Genomic DNA, 23892 nt, shown 5'->3' with positions numbered 1-23892 from the left:
CGAATTTTCAACACAATTTTAATTCATCAATGAATCTTGATTGGTTTACGGAATTTCCGTCTCGAAACGGTTCCTCAAAATGGTGAAGTGCCTACAATAGAAGCGTGTGTTTCCACAAATAAAAAATTTAGTTTGATCCCGCCTTTACTCACCAGGCCCTCAGTACATGGAGAAGTTGGTATGCCAGGAAAGCAAGCTTTTCTGAATCGAATCTATCTCATTCCGTTCGTCATCGCTTCATTTTTCTTGAGCCTTAATCTTTCTATATCGCCTGTGTTGGCAGATGAGAAGTCTCCAGCAAAAGACACAAAGCAATCTAAGAAAAACGCTAAGCAGGATAATGTTCTGACTGTAAAAAATCCATTTCCGAATCGTCCCAAAGCACCCAGTTTGGATGGTGGCAAGGAATGGCTTAATACTTCCGGTGAGATCACGCTTAAAGATCTGCGTGGTAAAGTGGTACTCATCGACTTCTGGACCTATTGCTGTATCAATTGCATGCATGTACTGCCAGATCTGGCTTACCTGGAAAAAAAGTATCCGAATGAACTGGTCGTCATCGGCTGTCACTCCGCGAAATTTGACAATGAAAAAGAAACAGATAATATCCGCCGTGCGATTCAACGCTATGAAATCAAACACCCGGTCATCAATGATGCCAACATGACCGTCTGGCGAAAGTATGGAGTGCGGGCCTGGCCTTCAATGGTACTTATTGATCCAGAAGGCAATTACTGCGGACATTTGTCTGGTGAAGGAAATCGCGAACTGTTGGACAAAGTTCTGGAACGGGTGATTGCCTACCATCGCGCGAAAGGTACTCTGGATGAGACTCCTGTGCACTTTGAATTAGAGTCAAACAAGTTAAAAAAGACACCGTTAAAGTTTCCTGGCAAACTCCTCGCCGATGCACCGAACCAGCGTCTGTTCATCTCCGACAGCAATCATAATCGGATTGTCATTGCCTCGCTGGATGGAAAATTAATCGATGTGATTGGTTCAGGGCAAATTGGTAAAAAAGATGGTGACTATAAGACCGCTTCGTTTGATCATCCTCAAGGTATGGCACTTGTAGGTAACACCCTGTATGTTGCTGATACTGAAAATCATCTGATTCGTGCGATCGACCTCAACAAAAAACAGGTCACAACTCTGGCAGGTACTGGTGAGCAAGCCCGCTATCGTTCGGCAGGAGGCAAGCTGAAAGAATCCGCTCTCAACAGTCCTTGGGCTTTGGCCGAGATCAACGGTGTGCTCTATATCTGTATGGCGGGACCTCATCAGATCTGGTCACATAAACTGGGAACAGATGAAATTGGCGTTTATGCTGGTTCGGGACGTGAAGACATTACCAATGGTCCTTTGGAGACATCTGCATTTGCACAGACATCAGACATTACCGTTGATGGTGATGTATTCTATGTTGTCGACAGTGAAGGTTCGGCTGTGCGTAAAGTTGATACGAAAAATAAGAAAGTAACGACAATCGCAGGGGCTTCCGATCTCGAGCGAGGTCGTGCCCTGTTTGAATTTGGGGATTTAGACGGTATCGGTGAGAAATCACGGTTACAGCATCCGCTTGGAGTCCTGTTTGATAAAGGACGCCTGTTTGTTGCCGATACCTATAATCATAAGCTCAAAACGATCGATCTGAAAACCAACGAAGTCAAAACATTACTTGGCACAGGCAAAGATGGCGATGCGCTCAACCCGGCTCAGTTCTCCGAACCATCGGGGCTGGCACTCGTCGGAAACCGATTATTTGTGGCAGATACGAACAATCATCGTATCTGTGAGGTCAATCTGAATGATAACAAAGTGACTGAGTTCAAAGTACAGGGTTTAACGACCCCCAGCCTGCCGAAAAAGTCAGATGACAGTTTTAGCCCCGCTAAAAACACAATAGCAGTTTCCGCACAAACGGTTGATGCTAAGAGCCCATTCAAAATCAGCGTGACTCCGAAACTTCCTGCCGAATTTAAGTTATCCCCACTGGCACCTGTGAAGTTTTCTTTCACATCTGATGCAGATCCCAAGAAAACCATTGCCAAAGGGAAGGGAGTTGTAAAAGGAAATCAAGTTGTTTTAGAACTTCCTGCATTAACTGCCCAGTCAGACACTTATCTATTAAATCTACGTTTTGGATACTGTCGTGATGGTGTGGGCGGACTATGTAAACAGCATTCAGCCCATTGGAAAATTCCGATTGAGACTGCTGCTGGAAATAAAACATCTGAGATTTCGTTACCATTGGATCTCTTACAAGATTGAACTTGCTCTCTTTCTTTATGTTTATCAGAACGGTTGTTTGTCTTTTCAGATTGGAGACAGACAACCGTTTTTTCTTGATCCGGTTTCTGTGCAAGGCAAATATTTCTATGGCAAAAAATTATGGTTTCAGAAACTAACCTGTTCAATTCGTAATGACTTAGGTATAAGTTTTTGAGAGGAAAGGAGAGCTTGGATTATGATGGCAAAAAACGAAAATTATGAGCAGGCGAAAAGTCGTGTCGAAAAACGTATCGGTTTTATGATTCATGCTGGCGTTTATGTTCTCGTTAACGCTGGTCTGATTACTTTAAATCTGATGCGTTCCCCAGACAATCTCTGGTTTATCTGGCCATTAGGAGGCTGGGGGCTCGGAGTTTTATTCCACGCGATCAAAGTGTTTGGCCCCGGAAGTGGGGGGGCTTCGAGTTGGAAAGAAAAAATGATTGAGAAAGAGCAATCGAAACTCGATGAGTAATATTTGATATTCAATAGAAAACAGGGCCCTTAATGACTGCAATTGATCCGATTTGCCATATGGAAGTTGACGAGTCCTCTGCGTTACACGAAACCGTCGACAATCAAACCTGGTATTTTTGTAGTCAGGGTTGTCGTGACAAATTTCTGGCACAACAGGCTCCTAATAAAACAGACTCTGATCAAGAATCAGAGTCTTGTCATCACGGCGGAGGGCATGAAAGTCATGGCCATGGGAGTATGACGAAGGAGCAGGTCTCCTTACCGCCTGAGACCATTTATTCCTGTCCCATGCATCCCGAGATTCAGCAGCAAGGACCGGGGAGCTGCCCCATTTGTGGTATGGATCTTGAACCGATCATGCCCCAAAAAGAGGAATCGCCGGAAGAAGTGGCCGAGTACGAACTCATGGCACGACGCTTTTGGGGCGGGCTGGTATTGGGATTACCGGTCTTTCTCCTCGCGATGCTGCCGATGACAGGGCTCCCCATTCATCAATGGATTCCACTCCGGGTTTCGGACTGGATTCAATTCCTGCTCTGTACGCCAGTCGTATTATGGGCTGGTTGGCCTTTATACGAACGCGCCTACCGCTCCATTATTACAATGAACCTGAATATGTTTACTCTGATTGGCATCGGCACAGGAACCGCGTATGTCTACAGCATTTTCGCGCTGTTATTTCCCGGGATTTTCCCTGAGTCGTTTCGAAGTGATGGCAGCGTCGAACTTTACTTCGAAGCAGCTGTAGTCATTACGGTTCTGGTCTTATTAGGCCAGATGCTGGAGATGAGAGCGCGTAAACGAACCAATAGCGCTATTCAGGAATTATTAGCACTGGCACCACCTACCGCACATCTTGTTGTGAATGGTGAAGAACGCGAGATCGCTCTGGAAGAAGTACAGTCTGGAAATCTACTGCGCGTCCGTCCGGGAGAAAAGATTCCCGTCGATGGAACGGTACACGAAGGAAAGAGCCTGATTGATGAGTCAATGATTACGGGTGAACCTGTGGCGGTCTCAAAAACGCAAGGTGATGAAGTTATCGGTGGTACTGTCAATCAAACCGGTTCGTTTCTGATGGAGGCGCAAAAAGTCGGCAGTGATACACTGTTATCGCAGATTATTCAGATGGTTTCGAGCGCTCAACGCAGTCGCGCTCCCATTCAGCGTGTTGTAGATACCATCGCTGCGCGATTCGTACCCGCTGTTCTGGCAATCGCAGTCATTACGTTTCTCCTCTGGAGTTGGCTGGGGCCGGAACCACGGTTTGCTTACGCGTTGATTAATGCTGTTGCGGTCTTGATTATCGCGTGCCCTTGTGCACTGGGTTTGGCAACTCCTATGTCAATCATGGTGGGAGTGGGACGAGGAGCAAAACAGGGCATCCTGATTAAAAATGCCGAAGTCTTAGAGACATTGGAAAAAGTAGATACACTCGTCGTAGACAAAACAGGCACCCTGACGGAAGGGAAACCACGATTGACAGAATGTATTCCTGCAGGAAATTTTGCTGAAAATGAATTACTGCAGCTGGCAGCTTCTGTAGAAAAACATAGCGAGCATCCACTCTCAGAGGCGGTTGTCCTCGCCGCGAAAGAGAGAGAGTCGACGCTGTCTGATGTAGTTGACTTTGACTCGGTGACAGGTTCTGGAGTGAAGGGAGTGGTTAATGGAAAAACCACTTTCATTGGCAGCGCCGCCTTTCTAAAAGAACAATCCATCCAAATCGGCGATGAATTGATGACGAAAGCAAACACGCTTCGCGAACAAGGTCAAGGCGTGATTTTTGTTGCCGTGGGAGGAGACTTAGCGGGGATCTTGTCTGTAGCAGACCCCATAAAGGATACGACGTCTCAAGCAATCAAGAAACTGCATGACTTGGGTCTTAAGATCGTGATGTTGACAGGTGACAATGAAAAAACAGCCAGAGCGGTGGCACAATCATTAAACATTGATGAAGTGGAAGCTGGTGTGAAACCCCAGGATAAATATGAAAAAATTAAGTCACTGCGAAGTGCCGGCCATAAGGTTGTGATGGCGGGGGATGGAATCAATGATGCCCCTGCACTGGCAGAAGCCGATGTTGGTATCGCTATGGGAACGGGTACCGATGTTGCCATAGAAAGTGCCGAGGTCACACTGGTCAAAGGCGATTTGAGAGGAGTAACAGATTCCATTCACTTGAGCCGTCTGGTTATGCGCAACATCCATCAGAATCTATTATTTGCCTTTGGCTATAACGCAATGGGAATTCCGATTGCAGCCGGGGTACTCGTACCATTCTTCGGCATGCATGCACTCCTGAGCCCGATGATCGCTGCCGCGGCAATGAGTTTCAGTTCCATCTCCGTGATCGGAAATGCGCTACGACTCAGAACTCAATCATAGACTGAATTTGTGATTTAGAAAGAACCGAACCGCATTTGATTGTTGGTGTCGTTTGTAAGGTAACAAACGAATTGAGATTGAGTTTATGAGGGGTGCAAATGGACCAGGAAATTGTCTGGCAATATGACGAGTTCAAACAGATCGGAAAAGATTACAGCAGCCAATCGGAGGTTGAGGTTTACGATTCGAGTCATGCAACTTTCCGGGATCTCGAAGCGGAAAGTTTACGCGTTCTTGATTTACTGGAACTAAAAGAAAGTGATGCGCTGATCGAATTTGGTTCAGGATCAGGCACATTTGCTTTAATGGCATCTCAACGTTGTCGTCACGTTCATGCAGTCGATGTCTCTCTTGCGATGTTAGACTTATCAAGAGAAAAAACGTCCCACGCCGGAGTATCTAATATTGAGTATCACCACGCAGGTTTCCTTACCTACGAGCACCGCGAGTTACCTGTGCAAGCGGTTGCGACGACTCTTGCACTACATCATTTACCAGATTTCTGGAAAGGGGTCGCGTTGAAACGCGTACACAATATGCTGTCACCCAACGGCAAACTTTATATCAATGACGTCATCCTGGAAGAAACGAATGCAACGGAGAATATTAAAGCACTTATCGAACATCAGGCAGCTGTAGGGGGAGATTTTATGCGTGAAGATGCAGAAGCACATTTCAGAGAGGAGTTCTCGACCTATGACTGGGTGATGGAGGGGCTCTTAAAGCGTTCCGGCTTTACGATTGTCTCTAAATCAATTGAGGGCGGTGTTCTGGGAACGTATCTTTGCAGGCGCTCCGCATAAATGTTTGTAACTAAAAAATTCGAGAAATGACTTTCATTCCTCGTTCGAACCAAGTGGAACAAAGTCATACTCACCAATGCCTTGAAGCACAAGAAAGGTTGCAGAAGTTTTTCCAGCATTGGTAACCAGGTGTGGGCGGTGTGGCCGAACCGAGTAAGTATTACCGGGAGCGAGGATCACTTCCTCTTTGGGATCCTGCAAAAATATTTTGAGGGTCCCTTCAATGACATAAAACGCATCCTGGATATGATTATGAAAATGCCAGGGCACGCTTTGTGTGGGTGAAATTTGCAGTTCAATGATTCGAAACCCAGGTCGCTCAGCATGATATTGAGTGCATTCGACTTCATAAAGATGGCTCGCATCTTTCAGTGATTCAGATTCTTCAGCCATCAGTAAAGACTTTCGTTTAAAGCTGTTTTTTTAATCACAAAATATGAAAAACAGATGATGCTTCTGATTGAGGGAGAGAGCCAGTGATGCGCAAAGAGACTGAGCATACGTGTAGAAATAAAGAAAAGAATGGGCGATGAGGGACTCGAACCCCCGACATCCACGGTGTAAACGTGGCGCTCTAGCCAACTGAGCTAATCGCCCGAGAATTAGATTGAATTCGGCAATTTTCAAGAATTGCTCGCGTCATTCTAGGTGACACTCTGGTATTATTGCAGGTTCGTAGCGAAATGCAACTCTAGCGTGTAAACTGTTTTAAGCCTTCATCGACATTCGAGCAATTTTGGGGTTTTTGCGGTTTTTTCGTTATTTTTCCTTTCTGTGAGAGAGATTTGATTTATGTCTCATTGCCTGGTCACCGGTGGTGCAGGATTTATTGGTAGTCACCTTTGTGAACAATTAATTCAGCAAGGTCAACAGGTTACTGCTGTGGATGACCTTTCAACCGGATTTTTACAAAATCTGGACGGGATCATTGATCATCCCCATTTTACCTTTCGGACTGGTTCGATTACCGATCCGGTTTTGATGGCCGAGATGGTGCAGGGGATCGATACGATCTATCACATGGCGGCCGCGGTGGGTGTGAAACTGGTAGCGGATAATCCTGTACGTACCATTGAAACCAATATCTATCCGACCGAAGTTTTATTACGACACGCGGTTCAGGGGGGGCAAAAATTTTTCCTGGCATCCACAAGTGAAGTGTATGGGAAAAACCCTAAAGAACGCTGGACTGAAGAAGACGATCTCCATTTTGGGCCGACCACAAGGCCAAGGTGGGCTTACGGCGCGTCGAAAGCCATCGATGAATTCCTCGCACTTGCGTATCATCAGAAATATGGTCTGGATGTAAGAATCGGTCGCTTCTTTAATGTCGTCGGACCACGTCAGGTAGGACAGTATGGGATGGTTATTCCCCGTTTTATTGATCAGGCTCTGGATGGTGGACCGGTGGTGGTCTTTGATGATGGAAGCCAGGTCCGCTGTTTCGGTCACGTTGATGAAATCGTTGGTTGTGTGATCGATCTGACCAATCTGGATGCCGCGCAAGGACATGTTTATAACATTGGCAGTGATGAGCCGGTGTCGATTCGTGGGTTGGCGGAAGCGATTATCGCAAAAGTCAATCCTGAAGTGAAAATCGATTATCTGCCTTATAATCAAGCGTATAATGAAGATTTCGAGGATGTTCAGCGTCGGGTTCCAGATTTAGGTCGCCTGACTTCCACTCTGGGGCGTAAGCCACATGTCAAGCTGGATGCCATTCTGGATGATATTATTGCGTACAAGAAAAAAGTGCGTGGGTTTGCCTGAGAGACAGATATAACTGGCAGGGGTGGAATAATCCTTACAACCCGACTTGGAATTCTAAATGGATTCAATTCAGGAGAAGTCGACTCTCATTTCTGAGGTTCTTTTGAGCCGATGATGGTGGGTAAGTGTGGTTCTCTCACACCATCAGACAAAAACAGGAATGGAGAGTTCGATGAAGGGATTCCAGCTAAGAACAATTGCGTTTGCCCTCTTACTGGGCATCTTTAGCCCCAATTTTGTAGGTCAATCTGCTCAAGCCGGCGGTGGTCGCCTATTCCTTTCTTTTTGTGAATTGTGTGAAGAAGAGAGTCGCGGACGCCAATATCTAGGCAGCACGTATCCTTGGCCCCGTTATTCTTATCACCAGTATCGCGGCAAACACTGTGATGCTCGGTTATCAACGGGGCGTTATCGACGCTATGAGTATGATCGCTATCAGGTTAAAAGCTATCAGCCGATTCATGGTGAGATGCTACCGTTACCTGAATAGTGAATATCAGACGGCACGCTTAATTTGTGCCGTTTGACTATGGAAATAGTTCTTCTACGTGTAGGCTAAAGGGTGAGATTTATGACAGCCCTTCCTACTATTGCAGGAGAATGTTTTCATGTTTCGTTTTGCGCTCCTTCTTTCTCTCTCTTTCATTTCCACTGCGTCTCTGAACGCAGCAACGTTGAAAGGGAAAATTGTTGATTCCAGAACAGGGAAGATCATTCCCGCGCGGCTTTCGATTCAGTCCTCCGCAGGTACATTCCATTTTGCGGAAAGTGCAGTAAAAGCGGGATCTGCGATCAAGTACGAGAAACAGCGCGGGTCCACTAGTATTGAACGGCATGTCACTTTGTCGGCTCACCCATTTCAAGTGGAACTATCACCGGGTGAATATCAAATTTCTGCCTATCGTGGTAAAGAATATATTCCCGCCGAGCAAACAATTCAGATCAAAGATCAGCCTCAGCAGATCACACTGTCATTAAAACGCTGGATTGATATGGCTAACCAGGGTTGGTATTCAGGCGACACTCATGTGCATCGGTTGGTGAAAGAACTACCCAATGTTATGTTGGCGGAAGACTTAAATGTGGCCTTACCGTTGACCAACTGGGTCTCGATTGCGGATCAACCTCCTTCCCGCGGCAACTTGAATACGGATCAGGATGCTGTGAGCGCTGTACCAGTCCAGGTAGACCCGACTCACGTTTATTATCCGCTGAACACGGAGTATGAAATCACGTTAGTCGGAAAGAAACGCCATGTTTTGGGAGCTGTTTTTGTTTTGAATCAAAAAGCGGTTCTCCCTATGGGGGCGCCTCCTGTGGAACCGATTGCAAAAGCCGCTCACAAGCAGGGCGCATTGCTCGATTTGGATAAACATTCGTGGCCATGGTCATTGATGTTAGTTCCAGTGATGGATGTGGATCTATTTGAGTTGAGTAACAACCATATCTGGAAAACAGACTTTTATTTCAAAAACTTCATAGTCAAGACCCGACCTACGCATTTAGACATTGAAATGGATGGCAAGGGTTTCACGGAAAACGGTTGGATGCACTATGGTTTTCAAATGTATTATACCATGTTGAATTGTGGGTTTCGTATGCGACCGACGGCGGGGACTGCTTCAGGTGTGCATCCTGTCCCTTTGGGATTTGGGCGTGTTTACGTTCATTTGCCAGGTGGTTTCAGTTACGAAGAATGGATGTCCGGTCTCGATGCGGGACATAGTTTTGTTTCGACAGGTCCCATGTTGACCGTTCAGGCCAATCAAGCTGACTTAGGTAAAACGTATCAAAAGCCTGTGGAAACGAATTATGAGTGCCATCTACAGGGAGCGGCTCGGTATTGGAAGCCGATTTCTAAAATCGAAGTGATTGTCAACGGCGAAGTCTCAGAAACGATCAAACCACAAAATCAAAAAACAGAAACAGGCGGACTGAATTCTCCCATTGATCTCAAGTTGAATTTGGAAAGTTCTGCGTGGGTGGCACTACGTTGTTTTTCAGAGTACGAAAAAGGACGAGTTCGCTTTGCCCATACTGCTCCTGTTTATTTTGATGTTCCAGGCCAGCCCGTTCGTCCGAAGCGTCCCGCGGTGCAATATTTGATTCGCCGTATGGAAGAAGAAATCGCACGGAATCAAGGTGTCACAAATGAGACCTGCGTTAATGAATATCGTAAAGCACTGGAAGCATATCGAAGTCTGTTACCAACCGCACGCTGAACCTTGAAGGCTGAATTAATTCGATGTTGGCAGATAAAGATGACATTCTCTCTTTTTACTTTTATTCTCACTTAAACTATCACTGGACTGGATATGTTTGCTCAAATCAGAAAGTTTGATTGTTCTGCTGGTATCGTTTTATTTTTTTGTGGGATCGTCAGTGAACTCCCTGCGGAAACGGCTTCGGTGATTCTTAAAAACGGTAAAGTGATTACGCTTGATGATCAATCCCGGGTCGCTCAGGCGATTGCCATTCGTGGGGGAAAAATTCTAACAGTTGGAAGTGATGCAGATGTGATGCAATTGAAAGGAGAGCAAACCAACGTGATTTCCCTGGATGGGAAAACCGTCATACCGGGCTTAATTGAGTCTCATGTGCATGCCTACCGTGCTGCCCGTGGCGAATTGTTACAACCACACCAGGAACTGAATTCCATCGCAGAAATCCAGAACTGGATTCGAGCGAAAGCGAAAGAAGTTCCGCAAGGACGTTGGATTGTTGTACCGCGCACGGATATTACACGTTTAAAGGAACGACGCCACCCCACTCCCGAAGAATTAGATGAAGCTTGCAAGACACATCCCATTCGGCTGACAGTGGCGCGCAAAGATGTTCTGAATACATTGGGTTTTCAAACATTGGGGATTCACAACGATCAAGACAGACTGGTGAACGTTCGAATTCTTTTTGATCAGGCCGGCAAGCCTCTGATGCTCGAAGGGGCAGGAGCCGCGTTACGAAAATTGATACCTCAGCAAGCAGTCCCCACAGAAAATGTCCGTGAGGTGTTGAAGCGACTGCACGCGATTTATAATTCGGTGGGCATTACCAGTATTTTGGAAAGAGGATCCGGAGTCGCCGAATATCGTGAATACGAATTGATGAATCAGCAGAAAGAATTGACAGTGCGGATGACAATGACGATTCGCCAGCAACTCCGAAGTGCGGCAGCTGTTAAAGAGTTTACTGAAAAACTGGGGCTGGTAACCGGTGATGGAGATGACTGGGTTCGTGTCGGACCATTAAAAATATCCGTTGATGGTGGGATTCATTGGGGAAATACACGTCTTTCAGAGCCCTATGGTGAAAAGCGAAGGCAGTTTTACAAGCTTCAGGATGCCAACTACCGGGGAGATTTGTTTTACTCGCGTGAATTGATGGAAACAGTATTTGAGGCGGCACAAAAGCTTGGCTGGCAGATGTGCTGTCATGCGACTGGGGATGGGAGTGTCAATGAAATTCTGTCAGCACTGGAGAATGTGAAACAAAGATTGCCGATGAAGGGACGACGGTTTTGTATCACACATGCTTATTTTCCCACTACGGAATCAGTGAAGCGCTCCAAGCAACTCGGTGTATGTTATGATACTCAAACTTATTTGTTCTATCGTGATGCCGATGCGATCAATCAGATCTATGGTCCTGATTGGGTCGATCGGTTTATGGGACTAAAAACGTTTGTCGATGGAGGCGTTCCCATTGCCATCAACAGCGATCATATGAATGGGTTTGATCCTGATCATTCGATGAACGCCTTCAATCCGTTTTTGGCACTCTACATTGCCGTTACTCGAAAAGACATTCAGGGGAATGTCTATGGACCATATCAGAAATTGACTCGTGAGCAGGCGCTACGTTGTATGACCAGTGACGCTGCCTACATCAGTTTTGAAGAAAAGGTGAAAGGCACACTTGAACCCGGCAAGTTTGCAGATTTAGTGGTACTAGATCGCGATTATCTGAAGTGCCCAGAAAACGAAATCAAGCACATCAAACCGCTTTTGACGCTGGTAGATGGAAAAATCGTCTATGATGCATCTAAGAAAAGCGAGCCCTGACTGAAACGAAAGGCATATTTACATGAAATCAGATGGAATCTCCATTTTTTAGACTGAAAAACCGTTACCCTTGGACATTAAATTTGTCTTTGGATATGATGCGTGCTCAAATATCTCGGACTGAAGCCGAAACATCGTAATTTACTAATCACATCACGGAGCAATTGATTACTTATGTTGGATTTGCAGTTTATTTGCGAGAATCAGGAAGCAATTCTTGAGAATTGTCGCAATCGTGGAATTGAGGTCGATCTGCAACAACTCACAAAGCTGGATCAGCGACGACGTGAACTGATTGTCCAAGGAGATCAGGTTCGCCAGGAGCAGAAGTCGATTTCGTCTCAAATTCCTAAAGCTGCCGATAACGAAGCGAAACAGTCCTTGATTGCCCAGGGCAAAGAATTGCGCGAGCAGGTGTCTGCGATTGACATCGAACTGCGTGAAGTAGAATCGATGTTGAAGGTGGAACAGGCACGGGTACCCAACCTGGCTCATCCGGATGTGCCTGTTGGCAAGGAAGATAAAGCAAACACAGTCGTTCGCATATGGGGTGAGAAGCCTGTATTCGATTTTGAGCCATTGGATCACGTACAACTGGCAGAAAAGCATGACCTGATTGATTTCGAAGCGGGTACGCGCGTCGCCGGACACGGATTTTATTACCTGAAGAATGAAGCGGTTTTACTGGAGATGGCGCTTTGTCAATACGCCATGCAGAAACTCGTACAAGAAGGATTTATACTCCATAGTACTCCTGATCTGGCACGCAAAGAGATTCTGGAAGGGATTGGCTTTAATCCCCGAGGAGACGAGACACAAATCTATTCGGTAGAGAACACTGATCTCAGTCTTGTGGCAACAGCGGAAATTACTCTGGGGGGATCTCTCAAAGATCAGATTCTGGATCGCGAGAGTCTGCCACGCAAAATTGCGGGTCTCTCTCACTGCTTCCGAACCGAGGCGGGGGCACACGGTAAAGCCACACGCGGTATCTATCGCGTCCATCAATTTTCTAAAGTCGAAATGTTTGCGTTCACAGAACCCACGAATGCCGCTTCAGATGCGATGCATGAAGAGATTGTGCGAATTGAAGAAGAAATCTTTCAGGGATTGGGATTGCACTATCGTGTGGTAGATACTTGCACGGGAGATCTCGGAGCACCTGCTTACCGAAAATACGATTTGGAAGCCTGGATGCCTGGTCGAGGCGAACAAGGTGCATACGGCGAGGTTACTTCGGCTTCTAACTGCACGGATTACCAGTCTCGGCGATTGGCGACTCGTTGTAAATCCAGTGCTAAGAAAGGGACCGAGTTTGTGTATACTCTGAACGGTACTGCGGTTTCGATTGCGCGGGCGATTATTGCCGTTCTGGAGAATAATCAGCAGGCAGATGGTACGATTCTGGTGCCAGAAGTCCTTCAACCCTGGGTTGGAAAAGAAAAGATTGGGTAATTTTTCCTATTTGGAACAAACAGTGTCTCGATGGATCTCGTAAAAGAGACGGGGAGAGTTTGTTTAAATCGATCATTCCCAGAGTATTAGATTGATCTTAAGTAGATCCTGATTATTACTGGTTTTGGCTGGACAACTTGTAGTGAGACCGGCCAAAATTAGACTCCATGTGTTGTTCTCTCATCTTCCATTCCTGTTTCAGATCCAGAGTATATCCGTGAACGATAATCCAGACAAAGATTTGCCTGAAGACAACACTCCCGATCCCTCTGAGTCAACCTCTGAAGAAAATTCCATTCCTGAAGAAGCAAATGAAAAACAGGAAACCGTTACGGGCCAGTCAGATTCTGGAACAGAGCAAACATCTGAGAGCGACGAAGGGCTTCCGGAGTGGGAGCCATTAACGCCTGAATTAGTTGAAGATGAAGCAATCCGTGGCGATTTTATGTTGCGCTGGGCTGCCATTTTATTGGCTTGTTTATTTGCCGCCACGATTATCTCAGAGACACAGACTCTGGTGCACGTCAAAACGGGACAATATTTAGCCAGCCATGGATTCTGGCCTCCTGCAACCGACGTATTTTCATATACCGCTATGGATCGCCCCTGGAATAACAACTCCTGGTTATTCGATTTAACGCTTTCCGGTGTGTATGGCGTTTTAGGCGATACTGGTTTGAGTTTGTTTAAGATTCTTTTACTGGGTATCACTTTTTATGTCATTGTGCATCTTTGTCAGCGGGAGATTTCCACCTGGTGGGGTTCCATTCTCGCCGTGCTGGCATTGATTGCCTGTTTTCCACAGCTCACGGTCACTCCGGAAATCATTACAATTCTAGGTGTGGTGCTCACATTACGTTGCCTGCAGTCTTGGCAGGAACAAAATTCCTCTCGTGCTCTCTGGACTTTGGTCCCACTTTTTTTAGTGTGGGCCAATTTTGATCCTCGCGTCTTTCTCGGGGTGTTGTTACTGCTGCTTTACGTCTTGGGAGAGACCGTCGCGACGATGATGAATCGGTCTGTCTTGAATGATGACACCGATTATCAAGCTTTGTGGATGGTTTTCGGGGGCAGTCTGGTTGCCACATTGCTGAATCCAACAGGCTGGCATTCTCTGACAGCAGGAATATCGTATTACACTGTTGATTATCCCATTCTGCGCTCCATGTTTGCGGGCACCCTACGGCCGGAAGAACTTGGTTATTTCTCAATGACATCTCCGATGTTCTGGCAGTCTCTAAATCACTATACCGTAGCGGCCTTTATTTTGATTTTACTTACCTTTGTCAGTTTTATACTCAATCAGGCGAAGATGAGCTGGGGGCAATTGTTTGTATTTGTCGGGTTTTGTGGAATGTCAATTCTGGCCAGCCATGAGCTCGTGGTGACAAGTGTTCTCTGTGCCATCTTTGCGAATATGAATTTTCAAGTCTGGTATCGAGATAATTTTCGCCAGACTTATAGCGTGGAAACATCCGAGCTTTTGTTTTCGCGAGGCGGACGTGCCTTAACAGTACTGACGTTTTTTGCACTGGCCTATTTTGTGGTCAGCGGTCGATTTCAAGGGCAGGCTTCAGTTCGGCATGCGGTCGGTATGGGATTCAGCCCTGCACTCAACCGATCCATCGAAGGTTACCGCAGTGCTCTCGCTGACTCTTTAGATGATCGACCGTTTCATTTTGTGTTGGGGCAAGGTGATATTTTGATCTGGCTGGGTCAGAAGTCATTTATCGATAATCGTATCTCTTTATTTGCAGGAACGGGCGAAAATGATCTGATCGATTTGCATGATAAAACACGACGGGCATTGCGAGTTCAACGTGAAGGACAACCGGGAAGTGGAAATTCGGAAGTCTGGAAAAAGACCTTCGATCAATTTGAGGTCACTCATGTTATTCCGCGTTTATCAGGTATGAATCCTGATTACCGTACGTTTTATGACTTACTCGCCAATCGAGACGACTGGCAGTTGATTGATTTGAATGCGGTTACAGCCGTCTTTTATCGCACAGATACGGATGACAAAAATGTGGAAGCCTTCCTGGCTGACCATCCATTTGACTTCAAACAACGAGCGTTTCGCGATCAAAAAGACTTCCCGGACTTACGGCCTGACTGGGCGCGGCCAAAGTCGTTCTACAGCCGTTATTTTTTGCCACAAATACATACTGTGGAGAATGATGTTCAAACGGCCCGTCATTACCTGGGACTCATGTCACTGACAGGCAATAACCATGAAATGGCATCAAGCTTTGCCATTCTTGCGATTCAATTGGCGAACCAGGGTTTGATTGAAAACCCCAATAGTGCCGAAGCTTATCGAATACTCGGTAGCGCTTATGGATATCTGGCAAGTCTCGAATCACAGTTAATGGCACCTCCAGTAGCTCGAAATCAGCAGAGACAAGCGGTGAGAATTGACCGCATGCGTTATTTTCAAATCTTGCATGCCTATCATCAGTCATTGATTATTGATCCTGATTTTGCTCCGACGCATCTCTTCCTATTTGACCTCTATTCAAACATGGGGAAAATCGATCTGGCACATCATGAATTAAAAACGTACCTCGATATGATTGATGGACAGGAACAATTCACAGACGATGATTTCGCGCGGCTCCGGGCTTATACCGATCATCTGGAAAAACTCAAAACTCAGATCGACCTGATTACACAGGAACAAGAGAAGCTGCTTGCGGAAGGTACAGACCGTCTGCAATTGGCCAGTCAGGCTTACCAGAATGGATTTGTATTATTGGCGGAGCGTCATCTGGATGATCCCGTTTATGTTGCACAAAACCCACTTGCACAAAACTTGAAAGCAAGCATTCTGATGGAAGTGGGACAACCTGAAGAAGCACATTCTCAAATGGCGCGACTGGAAAGTCTTGCACAAAAAGATCCTCGAATTCCCTGGCGTGCACAGGCCGCATTTACCAATTTGGGAAATGGAAACTATCGGACCTGCTTCGATTTGTGGCTACAGGAAATTAGAACGCAAGAAGAAGCACGGGTCGCTGGTTTACTACAAACTCTGCCTTTGATTCAGCCTGCTTCCAATAGCTTTTGGCCGACTCAGCATGCTGTTTCGATTATGAACTACCTGTATGGGCTTTCTCAGCAGCAAGCACCTCTTAAGCTGAACCTTGCCAAGTGTAAGATCGAAACAGGGCAACCTGAAGATGCTGTTACAATTTTACGCGAAATCATCGAAGAACAGTCAGACAGTCCTTATCGACCAATCGTTCGCTTCTATCTCTATCAAATCACTGGTGAGTTGATCCCGCTTCAGCCAGACGTCGCCGCCGGACAGTCTGAACCTGAGCAAAACGAACAGCCCTTAGTGGCTCCCAAACCTTAACGGCCATTCAAGCTGGCTTCAGGATTTTGATCGTAGTTCCTTTCACCAGATCAGCAACCTGCTCCCGATAAGCCTGCATATGCGGTGCGGCGAGATGCGCTTTGAGTGTTTCCACACTTTCCCACTTTTCCATGACCGTAACAATCTGATCGCCATTCTTGACTTGGATGGGGATATCTGTATCTTCGTCGACGGCTGGTCCATATTCAATACAGCCTTCTTCAGCCAGGACTTGTGGGACTAATTGACGAAAGGCTTCCAAAAAGGCAGCCTGTTTTCCTTCTGCTAATTCAATATTCGCAATGACAAAAATCATTTCATTACCCTCTCAGTAGAAGTCTAGTTGTTTTTTTAAGCGTTTGACTAACTGGTTGGCTTTGATGATGCGTCGTGAATGAACTCCCTTCGCGATCTTTTCCTGACCTGCATACGCTTCAACACTGAAGCGATACACGGGGGCATCTTGATAGATGAGTCTGGCCGTGCAACTTACAGTGGCGCCAATGGGAGTCGGAGCCAAGTGCTCCACATCCACATGAGTTCCAACACTCAGAGACTGATCATCAAGCCATGGTTCCAGAAATTGTAACGCGGCTTGCTCCAGAAACCAAATCAGAGACGGCGTTGATAAGACCGAAATCTCCGATTTGTGAGTGAAAGTAATCGTGTGACTTTGTTGCACTTCAAAGGTAATTGTTTTCAATGAGCCAGTCCGTGGAGGTTGATCTAACATCAAAGATTTCACTTCTACATCAAGGCCTATTGTGAAATTTCAATTGGGATCGAATCGGAAATTCTGGAGTCACTAGTGGAAATACTGATGCTCGATCGAATGAGTTGTTTTGCCAGGGTTGATTTCACATCTGGAGTCACTGTCACAGGAAGCGTGACTTTGATTTTCGACACACCACCAATTTTTGTGGGAATTTCCAGAGTCGCCTGTGAGGGACTGCTGTGAGATGTTTTAGCAGCCGAGGCATCAATCAACTTTTTGGGAGCTTTAATCTTCAGGATGTAAACATCCGGTCTACCAACGGATAGAATGCTGAGTTGAAACGCGCCTTCCATCTTTACAGGAATTCCTGGGAAGTAAGCATCGAGTGTAATCGTCCCTTGGCTCTGCTTCAAACCTTCGTCAAAGGGGACTGTAAAGAAAGTATCGACGGCCGCATACAGTGTTTCATATGGTTTACCAGGTTCTGGCCGAGGAATGTTATTAAACGATTTTCCGCGACCTGCGAACGATCCCTTATAAGCTTGAACCATTTTGCCATCGGGACTTTTTTTATACAGGCGATGATCAATACGCCCGCTAAAACCTTTGTATTTTTTATCATCGGGTGGAAATGTCAGCCGCACACTGGTTGTTTTAGATTCTCCACTTTCTGGTCGCCAGTAAGGTATATCAAGTTTGCGGAAGGTGCGATAATTGGCCAGAATCGGGAATTTCTCCTGCGGTACCACTCGCGTCAGTCCCCCCAGACTGGCACTCATACTTCGCACTTGCCCTGAGGAGTTTAAGAACGTAACCAGCTTCTCAGATTCTCTCCCGGAATCAACAGTCGAAATCGCGAGTTTATCGTTTGATGCACGGAAGCGTTGGGCTTCAATCAGAAGGTCATACTTGGACTCATTGAGCCAGTTACCACTGTAGGTACTGACAACAACTTCATGGATCCCCTCTTCTTTTGTTTTCACAGTCAGACTGGCATTTGACCTGTCACCTCCCAGCTGTGCCGTTTGCTGAATCACGCGATAGCCAATTTCTTTGCCATCCGGATTAAATACACTTACCAACAAACGTCCTGAACTTTGCGCTTCAAATCCGAGCATGACAGACAGACTACTATCACGTCGTGTGATGGCAATCGGATAACGGTGATAAGCACCGGCTGAGATCGTTTGCTGTGGTACCACAAACGCGGCAACGCGGTCAGAATCTCGCAGAGCGATACCGGGAAGATTCACTTCTGTTTGAAGATCAGATAATTCAATAGGCTTATGAACGACGTCCAGGAAACTGAATTCCCGTTCGCCATGCTGTGAAACCGTATAATAAGCCAGATAAGTTTTTCCGGTTTCCATTAACTCACGTTTACGAGTACTGTAAAAATAGGATTTACTGCTGTTTGAGAGCACAAGAGAGATCTGATTTCCCTGTGCTTCTTCTTTACCTGGCAAAGCAATAGAAAAAGGAATTTTTTCTTTATTCCCGTTTACATCTAGAGTTGTCACAGTGCCATCACTGTTTTGAATTTCCACTTTTTCCAGTTTCACGATGGCAGGCGTATTCTTTAGTAACAGGCTTCCACGATCAGAAACTTCACCATCGATATTCAAATCCAGGTCGACTTTTTTGTGAGCGGCAATGTTATTGGATCGGTCATAAAGTCGATTAAATTTCGAATAGCGATTGATACTGAATTCTGCAGTTTGTGTTTTGGGATTCACCGTTAAATTGGCCAATCTCAGGAACTCTGGATAGGCTTTGTCGATGTCTATGAGACCCGCTCCCTGTTGGGCATAGGTAAATCCTTTCATACGCATCGCTGAATTTTCTAAAGCGAGTCGCATGCTCAAGGCCAATGATGTGAGTGAGTATTTACTGTCTGACGATTTCTTTCGAATGGCCTGGATTTTTTGTTTTTGTCGCTCCAGCACTTTTTCATATGCTTTGTCTGCTTTAACCAATGACAACATGGCTGCAGCTGCACCGGCGGCAATGGGGGAGGACATACTGGTTCCATTAAACATGCTCGATCCATCTGAGTTCAAAGGAGTCGATGAAAGCGCAGAACCAGGGGCAACCACATTCGGACGCATTTCTCCTGTGTAGGACGGTCCTAATGAGGAAAAGTAAAGTAAGCCGTGTTCGGGAGCATTGACTCCCTCCGCAAGACGGTAGTGTTCTCTTAATGTGTTGGCAGAAACATGAGCACCCACAAACACGGCGGGGCTGGAACCTGCCAGACCATTGATTGTTCGATATCCAGGACCATCATTCGATGCGGAGACGAAAAATGTTGTTCCGAATTTTGCTGATAAATCCTGGATGAGGATACTCAACGGACGTTTAAGATAACCTTCGTGACTTCCCAGTGAGATATTCACAACATCGGGCACATAACCTTCGGGATTAAAGAAGGCAGCGATGATACCGCGAATAATTGCCTGGTCTGTGCAGTTACGTCCTGAACAGACTTTAATAGACATCAATTCGGCTTTGGGGGCAGCGCCTTCAATTTGTACTCCACTACCGGCAACGATTCCAGCGACATGTGTGCCATGCGACTGTTGATCGAAGGCAATCGTGATTTCTGTGACTTGTTTTTTTGCATCAGGGCGGAATAACAAAGGATAAGCGATGCGTTTGGTGCGAGAAGGAAATTCCAACATCGTTTGGTAAGGAACCTTCAGACCGTCTCTCTGCATTTTTCGTGCGGTATTGAAATCGATGATTGGTGTCTTGGCTTCCTCTTTGCTGAATTTGCCATCCATGTCGACATCAACGAAAGCCAGTGTGTATTCTTTGGGCAGATCTCGTTTTTCCAGATCCGGTTTTTTAGCAACCAACGGCGCGTCTTTGTCGGTCTCTTTTTTCTCTGTACTTGCCTTTTTCTTTTCTTCTTCCTTCTTCTCTGCTTCTTTCTTGAAGACCGGATTGGGGATTGAGCCAACGACGACCATTAATTTATCGTCTTTGGTTCCATTTCGATTGATATCGACACCCTCTTTACCAAGTGTGGTCCAAATATCTCCTTGCTGAAATCCCAGTTTTTTCTCATCAATATAACCAAAGAAAACATAGTCGTTCTCTTTAATTGTCTCCGGAAGGGCGATGAATTTACGGGGCTCAATTTCAATTTTTCCATCTAGTTGACGTAGGCGGGTTAATTTCATACGGCCCTCACGTGTGGCATCGTTCCAGAAAATGACACGATCCTGAAATACAGGATGAGTGGTATCAATGCCTGTATCGATAATCGCGACAATGGTACCTTCACCCAGACCTTTGCCGGCGACACGTTTTCTCAGCGCTGGAATTTTGATGTCATCCAGTGGAACATAGAGTGAGTCAAAATCTGCTTCCGGAGCAGCTTTTAGTTCAGGGACATTTGTGTCTGTTACTTCCGGTTCCGCCTGAGGAACAATTTTTTCTGGAATAATTTCTTCCATCACACCTGAAGGAAGTTTGAGTGAATCGATGAATTTTTTATCGTTCAGTTTACTTGGCGGAAGGTTCACAACCAGAAAGGGAATGTCGTTTCCGATACCCAGATTGGGATCATAGACAACTTTACCACCTGCTTTTGTAACCAGTGTTGCGGTTCGTCTGACATCGTTAACACGTAACAACAAGGTGAGTTCTGGAGAGCAATCACATAATTCCTGTTTCATTGATTGCGCAGAAGCATCTTGATGACTCAAATGGATGCAACAGGTCACGATTGCGATGATCAGAGAGAAACGTATCAAACTACGACCATTTAAAATATTCATCAGATCCTCAAGCTTTCGAGATCCAGGACCCGTGGCCCTGTATGATATCTAAATATGAGTGATTTCAAGAAGTTAGGTAGGCAAACATGCTTTAAATAATTTTAAACATGTTAGATTGCTCTAAACGGTAAGATCTTCCTATCAGTCCATCTTTTAATATATGACATATTCTGTTGATGCTACTCATATTCTCACATGACAGCAAACCAATGTGAATGCTGGTGAGCAAGGAAAATATGATTTAGTGATGACTTAGAAAGAACTTAGAAGATCTGACATCCAAATGAACGAATCAGACCTCACACTTTTAAGTTAGGTCATAAACCCATCATTGACAAAGCAATAAACGGAAAATAGTATCCAAACATGTTTCAATATGCCCGCCAATCTTTGTTACTTGCTTTTTGTACAGTATTTGTGCTGGACATGGCTTTTATGCTGGGTGGGCCGATTCTTGTTGAGTTTCCAGAGTCGAATCCAGATTGGCTCTACTCTGAATTAGAGCTGGAAGAAAGTGAAGACTCTGGTGAAGAAGAGACTCTGATCCAGGATCTCAAATTCTCGACAGAGATTTCGCTAACGAATCCCCGTATTCAAAATGCAGTTTTCAGTTGCAAAGAATCGGATCGTTATGAAAGGCGTGATTCCCGGGGACCTCCTGTTGCCTGCTAAGGAATGCTAGTTTTTCCAGCATTTAACTGCTTTTAGTGCTCACTCATTTTCTGCTGCGCTTTTTTAGACACGGTTTTCGATCATTGCAGATCTGGCTTTGATTACTAATCGTAGTCTTACTCAATCATTGCGCTGACTTCTCGTGAGCATTGTCTTCTTCTTTTCTTATCTGAGATCTATTTACAGACTCATTAATATATGGATGACTTTCATGTCACAAAATAATTCAAGCCAAACAAAGTTTAATCTAAAACGTTATCTCGATGAGTTTAATCCCTGGCATAATATCAAAATCATGCATACAAATGTGCCGAACGATATTCTGTCTGGCATCACGATTGCGGTGATCGCAATGCCGCTAGCATTAGCATTTGGCGTTGCCTCTGGTTTAGGTGCTGAAGCCGGCATGTGGGCTGCGATTTGTGGAGGGATTCTCGTTGGGTTATTTGGAGGCTCTCATACGGGAGTCAGCGGTCCTACCGGACCCAAAGTGGTTCAGCTGGCAGCCATTATCGCAGCCACCAAACTAGTATCTGGAGAACCTGACATCGGATTTGCGATGTCAATGGTGTTTTTGAGCGGTCTGGTATGTATCGTGTTGGCATTAATGAAAATAGGCCGCTTCATCTATTACACACCTTACTCAGTCGTTTCTGGATTTATGTGTGGAATCGGTGTCATCATTATCCTGCTTGAAATTCCGCCTATGCTGGGTTTTGCTACGCCGAACTCGGTGATAGGAGCCATAAAGCAGATTCCCTATGATATCATGCATGAAAAACCACATGCATTGATTGTTTCGTTAGCCACATTTTTTACGATTTTGCTCTGGCCTCGTATTACTAAGAAACAATGGTTGCCGGCACCCCTATTAGGCTTAATTGTAGGCACGAGTATCGCACATCTCTTTCACTTCAATGACATTGAGTATATTGCCTCGATGCCCGTTGGTATGCCGCATTTATACTGGCCTGACTTTACTCGGTTTGGCGATATGATTGGCGGTGCATTTGCTTTGGCCGGACTTTGTATTTTTGATTCCCTGTTGACTTGTCTGGTTGCAGATAACATGACCAATGAGCGGCATAACAGTGACCGTGAAATCTTTGGGCAGGGGATTGCGAATATGGCCTGTGGAGTTGTGGGGGGCGTGACCACTGCGACTGCTACAATGCGAACGGTTGCCAATATCAAGTGTGGCGGAAAAACGGGCTTAGCTTCGATTGTTCATGGTCTTGTGCTCTTGGCGTTGATGCTTGGTTTAGCACCTTATGCCAGCTTTATTCCGATGGCCTGTCTGGCGGGGATCTTGCTCAAAGTGGGCATGGACATCATCGATTACCGTGTGTTGCCAGTGTTGCACCGCATGCCTTTTATGGACTCTATCTGTTTCTGGGCCGTCTTGATTCTTACGATTTCGGTTGATTTACTGGTAGCCATGGGGGTAGGGATCACAATTGCCTTCGTGCGTATCGTGCAGGAATTGGGACAGGCTTATGAGCAGAATGTGGTGAACCTCAATGAAGTCAATCGTCCCTTGCCCGGTGATGTGCCTATGCCGGAAGAACTCAAGAAAAAAGTTCTCAAGTTACGCCTGGAAGGTCCTCTTTTCTTTGGTGTCTCAGATACGATCTACCGCGCCTCTTCTGCATTAGTTGATTACAAATATCTGATAATCCGGATGGCCCGTGTCCCGATGGTGGATATGTCGGGGGCTTATTTACTCGATGATATTGTTGAAAAGGCCCATCAGCAGGGAGCGATCGTGTTCTTCACAGGCTTGAAACCACAGGTGGAACGTACGTTGGAACGATTGCGCATTTTTGAAAATGTGGCTGATGGAAATTGCCTCGAAACGTTTAATGACGCAATTCTCCGAATTCAGGAAATCGAGGGGACATTATCAGCTCAACAGACGGAATGTGAAACAAGGCTGAGCCAGGTTTAAGACGTATGTAGAGCATCTCGTAGGAAAAAATGCTCTTCTCAACGAGCAATTTTTCTGAATTCCCCAAAAAATTTCGATCTTAAATCGACCTGATCTTTGATGTCAAATCACAAGCTGCATTCACAATCGATACAATCAGACTCTTGTTCTCATTGCTGAGGCAAGAGTCTGAAATGACTGATCTCT

The 23892-nt window shown here is 45.7% G+C and carries 16 protein-coding genes and 1 tRNA gene; 12 read left to right on the top strand and 5 right to left on the bottom strand.

From position 1 onward, the window contains the following. The first annotated feature begins 180 nt into the window (after window positions 1-180). The 4 genes from V202x_RS03900 (at window position 181) to V202x_RS03885 (ending at window position 5939) form a co-directional block, all read left to right on the top strand. Window positions 181-2271 (top strand): thioredoxin-like domain-containing protein, encoded by a 2091-nt coding sequence (locus V202x_RS03900; RefSeq protein WP_145171393.1) that lies wholly within the window; start codon window positions 181-183, stop codon window positions 2269-2271. A gap of 196 nt (window positions 2272-2467) precedes the next feature. Next, complete coding sequence (locus V202x_RS03895) at window positions 2468-2746, top strand: 2TM domain-containing protein (RefSeq protein WP_232098823.1); 279 nt, start codon at window positions 2468-2470, stop codon at window positions 2744-2746. Between the two features lie 32 nt (window positions 2747-2778). Beyond that, window positions 2779-5136, top strand: coding sequence for a heavy metal translocating P-type ATPase (locus V202x_RS03890; protein WP_145171391.1), 2358 nt, complete (start codon window positions 2779-2781; stop codon window positions 5134-5136). A gap of 98 nt (window positions 5137-5234) precedes the next feature. After that, a complete protein-coding gene (locus V202x_RS03885; protein ID WP_145171389.1) occupies window positions 5235-5939 on the top strand; it encodes a class I SAM-dependent methyltransferase in 705 nt (234 codons plus the stop codon). A 33-nt stretch (window positions 5940-5972) separates the two neighbouring features. On the opposite strand, the gene V202x_RS03880 is transcribed toward V202x_RS03885, so the two are convergent. Together V202x_RS03880 and V202x_RS03875 are read right to left on the bottom strand one after the other, a co-directional pair. Further along, window positions 5973-6332: a cupin domain-containing protein gene (locus V202x_RS03880; protein WP_145171387.1), complete on the bottom strand. Its 360-nt coding sequence runs from the start codon at window positions 6330-6332 to the stop codon at window positions 5973-5975. Window positions 6333-6462: 130 nt separating this feature from the next. After that, window positions 6463-6536 (bottom strand) — tRNA-Val (locus V202x_RS03875). A 195-nt stretch (window positions 6537-6731) separates the two neighbouring features. Between V202x_RS03875 and V202x_RS03870 the strand changes: the two genes are divergently transcribed. From V202x_RS03870 to V202x_RS03845, 6 genes are all read left to right on the top strand, one after another. Further along, window positions 6732-7709 (top strand): NAD-dependent epimerase/dehydratase family protein, encoded by a 978-nt coding sequence (locus V202x_RS03870; RefSeq protein WP_145171385.1) that lies wholly within the window; start codon window positions 6732-6734, stop codon window positions 7707-7709. Between the two features lie 172 nt (window positions 7710-7881). Next, window positions 7882-8199, top strand: a complete 318-nt coding sequence (locus V202x_RS03865; protein WP_145171383.1) for a hypothetical protein — start codon at window positions 7882-7884, stop codon at window positions 8197-8199. A 118-nt stretch (window positions 8200-8317) separates the two neighbouring features. Then, on the top strand, window positions 8318-9931 hold the full coding sequence (locus V202x_RS03860) for a CehA/McbA family metallohydrolase (RefSeq protein WP_145171381.1): 1614 nt from the start codon (window positions 8318-8320) through the stop codon (window positions 9929-9931). Between the two features lie 93 nt (window positions 9932-10024). Further along, a complete protein-coding gene (locus tag V202x_RS03855; RefSeq protein ID WP_145171379.1) occupies window positions 10025-11770 on the top strand; it encodes an amidohydrolase in 1746 nt (581 codons plus the stop codon). A 174-nt stretch (window positions 11771-11944) separates the two neighbouring features. Further along, window positions 11945-13225 carry a serine--tRNA ligase gene (gene serS, locus V202x_RS03850; RefSeq protein WP_145171377.1) on the top strand — a complete coding sequence of 427 codons (1281 nt, stop codon included), beginning with the start codon at window positions 11945-11947 and terminating at the stop codon, window positions 13223-13225. Window positions 13226-13442: 217 nt separating this feature from the next. Next, window positions 13443-16586, top strand: a complete 3144-nt coding sequence (locus V202x_RS03845; RefSeq protein WP_145171375.1) for a tetratricopeptide repeat protein — start codon at window positions 13443-13445, stop codon at window positions 16584-16586. Window positions 16587-16593: 7 nt separating this feature from the next. On the opposite strand, the gene V202x_RS03840 is transcribed toward V202x_RS03845, so the two are convergent. The 3 genes from V202x_RS03840 to V202x_RS03830 are packed head-to-tail and all read right to left on the bottom strand — an operon-like array spanning window position 16594 to window position 21086. Then, window positions 16594-16902: a putative quinol monooxygenase gene (locus V202x_RS03840; protein ID WP_145171373.1), complete on the bottom strand. Its 309-nt coding sequence runs from the start codon at window positions 16900-16902 to the stop codon at window positions 16594-16596. Window positions 16903-16914: 12 nt separating this feature from the next. Continuing rightward, window positions 16915-17319: a thioesterase family protein gene (locus V202x_RS03835; RefSeq protein WP_145171371.1), complete on the bottom strand. Its 405-nt coding sequence runs from the start codon at window positions 17317-17319 to the stop codon at window positions 16915-16917. A 26-nt stretch (window positions 17320-17345) separates the two neighbouring features. Beyond that, window positions 17346-21086 (bottom strand): S8/S53 family peptidase, encoded by a 3741-nt coding sequence (locus V202x_RS03830; protein WP_145171369.1) that lies wholly within the window; start codon window positions 21084-21086, stop codon window positions 17346-17348. A gap of 366 nt (window positions 21087-21452) precedes the next feature. On the opposite strand from V202x_RS03830, the gene V202x_RS03825 reads away from it, so the two are divergent. Beyond that, window positions 21453-21758: a hypothetical protein gene (locus tag V202x_RS03825; RefSeq protein ID WP_145171367.1), complete on the top strand. Its 306-nt coding sequence runs from the start codon at window positions 21453-21455 to the stop codon at window positions 21756-21758. A 211-nt stretch (window positions 21759-21969) separates the two neighbouring features. Then, window positions 21970-23706 (top strand): SulP family inorganic anion transporter, encoded by a 1737-nt coding sequence (locus V202x_RS03820; protein ID WP_197993210.1) that lies wholly within the window; start codon window positions 21970-21972, stop codon window positions 23704-23706. Window positions 23707-23892 lie beyond the last annotated feature (186 nt).

It is taken from the genome of Gimesia aquarii, assembly GCF_007748175.1.
Taxonomy (GTDB): Bacteria; Planctomycetota; Planctomycetia; order Planctomycetales; family Planctomycetaceae; genus Gimesia; species Gimesia aquarii_A.
This window is presented reverse-complemented; position numbering and strand designations above follow the sequence as displayed.